The following is a 1,588-nucleotide window of genomic DNA, read 5'->3' on the forward strand; positions in this document are numbered from 1 at the left end:
TCCTCGACGCATGTGACGACGTCATCCGCGAACGGAGCGCGGCGTTGGCCGCGCGCGCGGGCTCCGTGCTCCCCGGCCGTCGAGAGTAGACGCGCGGCTGCCTGTGGATGACGGTCCTCGGGTGTCGGCCGGAGCACATACGGTGGGGCTGTCAACAACTGGGGACCAGTTGCCCGGGATGAATCGTGTGGGAGGTGGCCGGTGGCTCGAGTCCTGCGGGTCGCACGCATCGCCGACCTCACCAACCGCGACCTCGACGCGCTCTGCGGCACCGTCACGGTGGCGCGCGGCCTGGCGTACGCCCACCAGGGCGCGGTCGTCGACGTCGAGCTGAGCGACGACGGGCTGCAGGCCACCGGGTGGGTCGGGGGCAGCCGGGGTGCCGTCTACACGACGAGCATCACGCTGACGCCGCTGACGGGGCCGGAGGCAGGGCCGCACCAGCTGCGTCGCTGGGCCAGCCACTGCTCGTGCCCCATGGCCGGCGACTGCAAGCACTGCGTGGCCGTGGCGGTCGAGGTCCGCGAGACCTACGCCCATGTCGGGGCGCCCGACGACCCCGAGCCGGCCACCCCCACGCCACCGTGGGAGCGAGCGCTCGGCGGCATCCTCGAACCCGGCGACACCGGGCCCGACCACACCCCGCTGGGCATCCTCGTCGAACCGCTGCCCGTCTCCCAGCGCGGTGTCGCCGGGCGTGACCAGCTGCGGCTGCGGCCGGTGGTGCCGGGGGCCCGCGGCGGCTGGATCCGCACCGGGGTGTCGTGGGAGTCGTTCGCTGGCGGCTACTACGGCTACGGCCGGGCGTTCTTCGCCGACGAGCACCGTGACGCGCTGACCGCCATCGCCGACGCCCACCGCCGCTCGGTGCGGGCCTTCGGGTACGGGCGCATGCCCGACGCGATCCTGCTCGACCACCTCGGCCCCGGGTGGGTCTCGCTGCTGCGGGCTGCCGACCGGGCCGGGGTCAGGCTGCTCACCGACTCGGCCGAGAAGGGCCACGTCGCCTTCGCAGCGGCTCCGGCCGAACTCGTCGTCGAGGTGACCCGCACCGACGACGGGGCTGCCCTGCACCCTCGGCTCGACCTGCCGACGGCCGACGGGGGCGCCCACCTCGTCGGTCAGCCGGCGACCGGCTTCTGGGTGCGCGACGACGACACCCTCGTCCTCGGCGGCCTCGCCGAACCCCTCGACAGCGCCCGGCAGCGACTCCTCGACCTCGGCGTCATCGACGTCCCCGACGCCGACTGGGCGCGCTTCACGGTGACGCACCTGCCGGCGCTGCGGCGCCTGGCCCGGGTCAAGAGCCTCTCGCCCGACCTCGAAATCCCGGATGCCGTCGCGCCGCGGCTGGCGCTGCAGGTCACCTTCGAGCCCGGCCACCGCGCGCTGCTGGAGTGGGGGCTGCGCTACGGCTCCGTCGACGGTGGTGTCCTCGTTCCACTGGACTCCGACGAACCGGACCCGATGCGCGATCGCAGTGCCGAGCGGGCCCTGGTCGAGGCATTGCTGAGGGTTGACGTCGTCGCGGCGTTCACCCCTCTCTGGCACGTGGTGGCCCGGGCGAAGCGGCTGATCCCGCAGGTGC

Annotated in this window: 1 protein-coding gene; it reads left to right on the forward strand. The window is 74.1% G+C overall.

Annotated elements, in window-relative coordinates:
- Positions 1 to 201: 201 nt before the first annotated feature.
- The coding region (locus PLL68_RS14935; protein WP_324535444.1) for an SWIM zinc finger family protein at positions 202 to 1,588 on the forward strand (1,387 nt) is incomplete at its 3' end.

Source organism: Ornithinibacter sp., assembly GCF_035443565.1.
Taxonomy (GTDB): domain Bacteria; phylum Actinomycetota; class Actinomycetes; order Actinomycetales; family Dermatophilaceae; genus Fodinibacter.